Origin of the sequence: Trebonia sp. (assembly GCF_049794275.1) — a bacterium.
GTDB lineage: Bacteria > Actinomycetota > Actinomycetes > Streptosporangiales > Streptosporangiaceae > Trebonia.
In genome coordinates this window covers 1-7,234 of the sequence record NZ_JBARCR010000919.1, presented here as the reverse complement: position 1 = coordinate 7,234, position 7,234 = coordinate 1, and the positions used below count along the sequence as shown (strand labels likewise).

At 71.7% G+C, this 7,234-nt stretch carries 4 protein-coding genes; all 4 read right to left on the bottom strand.

The features are described from left to right. Positions 1–443 (bottom strand): hypothetical protein (locus WA805_RS23675; RefSeq protein ID WP_425243434.1); only part of this gene is annotated, 443 nt, incomplete at its 3' end. 128 nt (positions 444–571) lie between these two features. Beyond that, complete coding sequence (locus WA805_RS23670; RefSeq protein ID WP_425243433.1) at positions 572–3,244, bottom strand: family 78 glycoside hydrolase catalytic domain; 2,673 nt, start codon at positions 3,242–3,244, stop codon at positions 572–574. Then, on the bottom strand, positions 3,241–5,844 hold the full coding sequence (locus WA805_RS23665) for a glycoside hydrolase family 78 protein (RefSeq protein WP_425243432.1): 2,604 nt from the start codon (positions 5,842–5,844) through the stop codon (positions 3,241–3,243). Before WA805_RS23665 ends, WA805_RS23670 begins: the two co-directional genes overlap by 4 nt. Beyond that, a complete protein-coding gene (locus WA805_RS23660; RefSeq protein WP_422275107.1) occupies positions 5,837–7,072 on the bottom strand; it encodes a family 1 glycosylhydrolase in 1,236 nt (411 codons plus the stop codon). Before WA805_RS23660 ends, WA805_RS23665 begins: the two co-directional genes overlap by 8 nt. Between the last annotated feature and the right edge of the window lie 162 nt (positions 7,073–7,234).

Sequence of the window (7,234 nt, the reverse complement as noted above, 5' to 3'; positions counted from 1 at the left end):
GCCTGCACCAGGATGTTGATCGTCTCGGCGCGCAGCTCGGCCGGGAGTTTCCTGGTCCACTCGGCGATGGCCAGCGCCTGCGATTTGGAGATGTCCGCGTCGGCGAGGGCGGCGGTCATGGCGGGGTGGCCGCGCAGCAGCCGCATCCGCCGCACCTTGGTCCTGGCATCCGGCCGGGTCATGTCCGTCATCGCCATCAGCCACGCGGCGGAGCTGCCGTACCCGTCGCTGTCGTGGGCGTCAGCGGCGTCGAACCGGGCCAGCACGGACGCGTGCGCGGCGGTGAACGTCGCCTCGATCTCACCCAGCGACCGCAGCACGGTGCCGCACGCGGCGGCATCCAGGTCATCCCCGGCCGGGCCGTTCAGGTAGTCCAGGCCGGCGCGCGTCATCCGCAGCGCCTCCGCGACACTGCCGAACACACGGCCGTCTGCGGTGCACATCCTGAACCACCCCCTGCCGGTTATGCCGTGACTGATCGCCTGCCTCTCATCGTCCGCGCCACTCTTGTGGCCTAAATTTAGAATAGCACAGGTGTTCTAGAGAACACAACAGGTAGCATCAAGATCTTTTAGCCGGTACGATGGTCAGGCTGCGGGACGGTGAATTCGTAGCTACCCGGCCCAACGGTCGTTTCTGTCCCGTCGGCCACCACCGTCGCGGTAGTACCAGGCGGCACGCGCACCGCAATGGTCATCCGGCCAGCGGTGATGTCCCAGGATGACTCGATCCGGCCGTACGGCGACTCGTGGGCGGCCGACGCGGAGGTGAGCCCGCCGCCGGGCACTGGCTCGACGACGAAGGAGCGGTAGGCCGGGGAATCGGTCAGCCGGATGCCGGCGGTATAGCGGTGCAGGAAGTCGATCACCGCGCCCTTGGAGTAGTGGTTCAGGGAGTCATACGGCCGGCCGTGGGCGTCGATCCCCTCCCACGACTCCCAGACGGTGGTCGCGCCGCGGTCGATCATGGTCAGCCAGGACGGAGGCGTGTCCCGCAGCAGGAGCTCGTAGGCCACGTCGGCATGCCCGTGGTCGGCGAGCACAGACAGCAGGTACGGCGTCGACAGGAATCCCGTTCTCAGGTGCGTGTCGGCCGCGCGAATAAGGTCCACGAGTCGGTCGGCGGTCCGTTCGCGCACCCCGTCAGGCACCAGCCCGAAGGCCAGGGCGCGCACCAGCGTCGGCTGGTCGTCGGGCCGGATCGTGCCGTCGGCGCCGATGAACTCACGCTGCCAGGCGTCCCGCACCCGGGCGGCGAGCTCCGCGTACCGGTCCGCCTCGCCGCTCTTGCCCAGAACGCGAGCGATCTTCGACGCCAGCAGCGCTGAGCGGAAGAAGTACGCAGTCGAGACGTGCCCCCTGTCGCTGGCCTGATACGCCGCCATATCGGTGATCTCCTCGCCGGGGACCTTCCATTCGCCGAACTGGAACCCGGTGTCCCACAGGTAGCGCTCATGCGCCAGTGGCGCCGCTGACCGGGCGGCCCGGTCGGGATGCCGCCCGTCAGCGGCTGCCCGTTCCACGTAACCGAGCCAAGCGGACATGGAAGCCCAGTGCTCGTCAAGGATCCGAGTGTCCCCGTACGCGCGGTACAGCTCCCACGGCACGATGACGGCGGCATCTCCCCAGCCGGCGGAGCCGTGCCAGCCGCCCACCGGGCCGTGCCTGCCCTCGGATCGCGGCAGCGGCGCCATGTTGGACACAACGCCGTTGTCCCATTGACCGGCGACCAGGTCACGCAGCCACTTGGCCGAGAAACCGGCCACGTCGTAGAGGAACGCGGCGGCAGGGACGAACAGCTGCCAGTCGGCGGTCCAGCCGGCTCGCTCCCTGGTGGGGCAGTCGGTGGGGATGTCGCAGGCGTTGCCCCTGAAGCTCCAGACGGCGGCAGCGTGGAACCGGTTCACCCGGTCGTCGCTGCACGCGAACCACCCGGCGCGCCGCATGTCGGTGTGCACCACGACGCCGGTGACCGCGTCGGGGGAGAGGTCGGCGGGATGGCCGTCGACGCGGACGTACTGGAATCCGTGAGTGGTGTGCCGGGGTTCGAAGCCACCCGTCAGCCCGTCGGCGATGACCGTGTCGACCTGCCCGGCCATCAGCGGATGCGGCAGGAACGGCAGTGCCGGACGCAGGTGCTCCACCGTCACGTCGCCGTCCTCGTCGAGCCACTCCCCGTGGGTGAGCGTGACCTCGGTGCCTGCCGGGCCGAGGCCCAGGCCGGTGCCGAGGCCGGTGCCGAGGCCGGATAGACGCACCCACCCGTTGATGTTCTGGCCGAGGTCGACGACCTGGCGGTCCGCGCTGACCCTGGTGACCGATACCGGGCGTAGCTCCTCGACCCGCCGGACCGGCGGCGCCGGCGACCATACCAGGCGGTCGAAGCCGTGGCCGTCCGGTCCAGGCTGGACCGGGCGCCAATCGCCCCCGCCGGCCCGCCGCAGGTCGGTACGCTGCCCCTCGATCAGGTCCGCCGCCAGCACGTGCGACGGCCGGCTCTGCCACGACGGCCCGGTGCCGGTCACGGCCGTAGTCCCGTCGCGGAAAACGATGCGGAGCTGGCCGAGGAACGCGGTCCGCGACCCCCACTGGTCGAAGGACCGCAGCGCCCCGACCTGGCCGCGCCACCAGCCGTCACTGAGCAGCACCGTAATCGACGTCATCCCCGATGAAAGCAGGCCGGTCACGTCGTACGCCTGCGCCTGCAGCCGCTGGTCGTACTGGGTGAACCCGGGCGTCAGCTCTAGGTCCCCGGCGCGCACGCCGCCGAGGAACACCTCGTACAGGCCGTGGGCGGTGGCGTACAGCCGGGCGCGAGCCACCGGCCGGTCCACCGTCACGAACCCGCGCAGCTCATAAGCGGGTCGCTGCCCGGCCGGCGAAACCACCTCGTCTTCGACAGGTGCCACCCACGAAGCCACGCCGTCCCAGTCCGCCGCGTCCAGCAAGCCCGTTTCCACCCGCAGCGCCTCCGACCAGGGGCTCTCCCCGAGGTCGGTGCGGACGGCGACGCGCACCGTGACCCGCTCGGCCGACCCCAGCGGCGGGAAAGGCCATGGGACGAGGACGCTGTCCGGACTCGAGACCCACCCGGTGTCGCCAGAGTCAGCGGCCAGCCGGTAGGCGACCTGCACGGCGGAACCGGAAGGCAGCAGCCACGACAGCCGGGGTCGCCGCTCCCCGATGCCGAACGCCTGGTCGAGGTGCTCGGCCCGCAGCCGGGCCGGCGCATCGGTCACGGTCACGAGAACTCAGGGAGGAACGGGGCCGGGTGCCACTCCGGGTCGTCGGCCGCGTCGCGGCAGGCGCAGCTGAACTGGTGCCGCCCAGGCCCGGCCTCAACAGGCGAAGCAAGCCCGGGCAGCACAACGGTCGCCACACACCCGGACGGGACGGTGACGTCCACGGTCAAGACACCGTCCGACCGCCGCCACGACACCTCAGCCAGCCCGTACGGCGTCACGTGCGACGCCCGTGCCCAGGTGAGCCCGCCACCAGGGCACGGCGAGATCCGCAGTTCCCGGTAGCCAGGCGCGGCGGGGGCAAGCCCGCCGATCACCCGGTGCATCCAGTCGGCGACCGCCCCGAACGCGTAGTGGTTGAACGACGTCATCTGGCCGGGGTTGACCGAGCCGTCGGGCAGCATGCTGTCCCACCGCTCCCAGACCGTCGTCGCCCCCATCGTCACCGGGTACAGCCAGGACGGGCATCCGGTCTGCCGCAGCAGCTGGTACGCGTCGTCGACGGCGCCGGCGCTGGTGAGCGCGTCGCAGATCAGCGGGGTGCCGAGGAACCCGGTCGCGACGTGATGCCGCTTGGCGCGCACGAGCTCCACGAGGCGCCGGCCGGCCAGCGCACGCTGATCAGGATCGCGCAGCAGCCCGAACTCCAGCGCCAGCGCGTACGCGGTCTGCGAGTCGCTCACGATGCGCCCGCGCGGCGTCACGTACTCGTCGTGGAACGCCTGCCGGACGCCCTCGGCCAGGTCGGCGTACTTGACGGCGTCGGACTCCTCGCCGAGCACCGCGGCGATCCGCGCGAGCAGCTCCGCGACGTGCGCCCGGTACGCGGTCGCCACCAGGTGCGGATCGGTCGCTGCCGCCCACGGCTCGTCCGGCGGCGCGGCCGGGTCCAGCCAGTCGCCGAGCTGCATGGCCGGCTTGTCGAACAGCGTGCCGGGCCCCAGGGCAGCGGTCAGCCCGTCGACCCAGGCGCGCATGCTGGCGTACTGCCGCCGCAACAGGCCCACGTCGCCGAACCGCTGGTAGGCCACCCACGGCACGATCACCGCCGCGTCGCCCCACCCAGCCGTCGGCGCCGGCGAAGCGAACGGCCCGGGGAAGTCGACCCGCGGCACGAACAGCGGCACCGTCCCCGCCGGCGTCTGGTCCGCGGACAGGTCCCTGAGCCACGAGGCGAGGAACCCCGCGCAGTCGTACAGGTAGGCCGCGGTAGGCGCGAAGACCTGGAGGTCGCCCGTCCAGCCGAGCCGCTCGTCCCGCTGCGGGCAGTCGGTCGGCACGTCGACGAAGTTGCCCCGCATGCCCCACACGATGTTCTCGTGCAGCCGGGTGAGCAGCTCGTCGGAGCAGGCGAACCAGCCGGTGCGCTCGAGGTCGGAGTGGTACACCATCGCGACCGCGGAAAGGTCGTCGTAGTCGCCGCTGACCTCGGCGTACCGGAAACCGTGGATGGTGAACTCCGGCTCCCAGTCCTCGCCGCCTGGATCACCGCGCAGCGTATAGCTGTCGGTCGCCTGCGCGGTGCGCAGCGGGCGCGTCCCCAGCTCGCCGTCCTCAAGCACCTCGGCGTGCCGGATCGTGACGGTCGAGCCGCGGCGGCCGCGGACCCGGATGCGGAGCCGCCCGGCCAGGTTCTGCCCGAAGTCGAGCACGGTCCGGCCCGACGGCGTCGTGATCGTCTCGCGGACGGCGCGGCCCTCGGTGGCACGCACCGGCGGGCCGTCCGGTGCCACCAGGGTCGCGACGTCCAGCGCGTCAGCCCGGCACGCCGCCCACCCGGAGTCGTCGAACCCCGTCCCCGACCAGCCGGGCAGCTCACGGGTGGCGTCGTACCGCTCGCCGTCGTACAGGTCCGCGAACCGGACCGGACCGCGCCCCGTCGCGGAGCGCCAGGCCGCGTCGGAAACGATCACGATCCGGCTGCCATCGGTGCGGGTGATCTCGAGCTGCGCGAGCAGTCCGAGGAACGTCCCGTAAGTGTCCCTCGCACCAGGCACGAATCCCAGGCGGCCACGCCACCAGCCGTCCGCGACCTGGAAGCCGATGGCGTTCGCTCCTGGCCGCACCAGGTCGGTGACGTCGTAGGACTGGTAGCGCAGACGGCGGTGGTAGCTCGTCCACCCCGGCGCCAGGGCGTCGTCGCCTACCCGCCGGCCGTTGATCTCGGCGACGTAGATCCCGTGCGCGGTCGCGTAGAGCCGCGCGAAAGCGATGTCCCCGTCGACAGTGAACTCGCGGCGCAGCAGCGCCGCAGGACCACGCTCATCAACACCAGGCGAGATCAGCGCGGCCTCCCAGGACTCAGCGTCCAGCCCTCGCTCCACGGTCGCGGGGTCACTCCAGTCCGACACCGACCCGTCGGCGCCGGTCACCCGCACCCGCACGGTCCGCGCCTCCCGCGGCCGGAGCGGCGCGTCAGGCCACGGCACGAGCACCGACGAGGCGGATTCCGCCCGGAAGACCGTGTCGCCGATCGCCAGCTCGTAGGCGGCCTGCCGCCAGCCCGGCTCGCTCGCGACCTGCCACGACAGCCGCGGCGAGGCCTCGCCGATGCCGAGCGCCTCCCGGTAGTGCTCGAAACGCACCGGCGACAGCTCATCCACGCCGCTGCTCCTTCACCAGCGCGGCGTAGACGGCGGCGCTGGGCTTGGGGGTGCGCGCGAACGTCTCCCTGTCCACGGAATGCAGCCCGAGCTTCCCCTCGTAGCCGAAGATCCACTCGAAGTTGTCCATCAGCGTCCAGTGGTGGTAGCCGAGCACCGGCACACCGTCGGCCATCGCCGCCCGCAGGCCCCGCAGCGACGGTTCGATGAACGCGGCCCGTTCGGTGTCGTCGTCGGTCTGCATGCCGTGCTCGGTGACGATGACCGGCACCCCGGTCTCCTCGTGCGCGTACCGCGCGCAGCAGCCGAGCGACGCGGGGTCGCGGCCGGTCATCGGCCCGCCGGCGGCCGGGGTCCCGTCGGGATTGACCGACCGCTCGGCGTCGTAGTAGAGCCGCTCGTAGTTCTGGATGGCGATGAAGTCGTCCTCGCGGGCCAGCTCGAGCCAGCGCTGGTAGACCTCGGCGCGCTTGCGGTCCCGCAGGCTCGCGTCAGGCCCGTACACCTGGTCGTCGACGAGCGCCAGCGCGAAGCCGACTGGCAGGTCCGGCCGCCGGGCCTTGATCGCGGCGCGGGCGGCGCGGTGGCCGGCGGTCATCCCGTCGCAGATCGCATCCCTTTCCTCGGGGAGCACCACATTGCTCATCCGGTACCGCGGCACACCCGCCGCGTCGCTCGCGGCCGCCAGGGTGGCGCGCTCCAGCTCGCGAACGACCGGCGGCAGCCCCGCCCAGGCCAGCATGGCGGGCAGGTCCGGCTCGTTCATCGTGACGGCGAGAGCGATCCTCATCCCGAACGCGGCCATCACCCGGTCGCAGTACCTGGCGAACAGCGCCGGGGCTTCGGGATTCAGCCAGCCCGCGCGCATCGCGAACCAGTGCGGCGAGGTGAAGTGGTTGAACGTGACGACCGGAGCGAGACCGCGCGCCAGGCAGTAGCCGGCGATCGCCGCGTAGTGCGCCAGGGCCTCGGCAGAGAACTCGCCTTCGGCCGGCTCGACCCGGGCCCATTCGACAGAGAACCGGTAGGAGTTGAGGTTCATCCCCGCCGCCAGGTCGACGTCCTCGCGCCACAGTTCCCAGCCGTGGCACGCCTCGCCTGACGGCTCGCGGAAGACGGTCGGCCGCACGTGCTCGGCGAACCAGGTGTCGCTGTGGACGTTGCCGCCCTCGATCTGGTGGCCGGCGCTGGCGACCCCCCACAGGAAGCCGTCGGGGAACTGCTGCACGAAAATCTCCTTCTTATCCGGAACGGTCTCAGGCCGCTCTCGTCGGCAACCGGAGCCCGGCCACCTGGTCGGCGTGGTGGCAGGCGACTCCCGAGACCAGCGGCGGGCGCTCGCGGTGGCAGACGTCGGTGGCGAGCGGGCAGCGGGTGGCGAACGGACAGC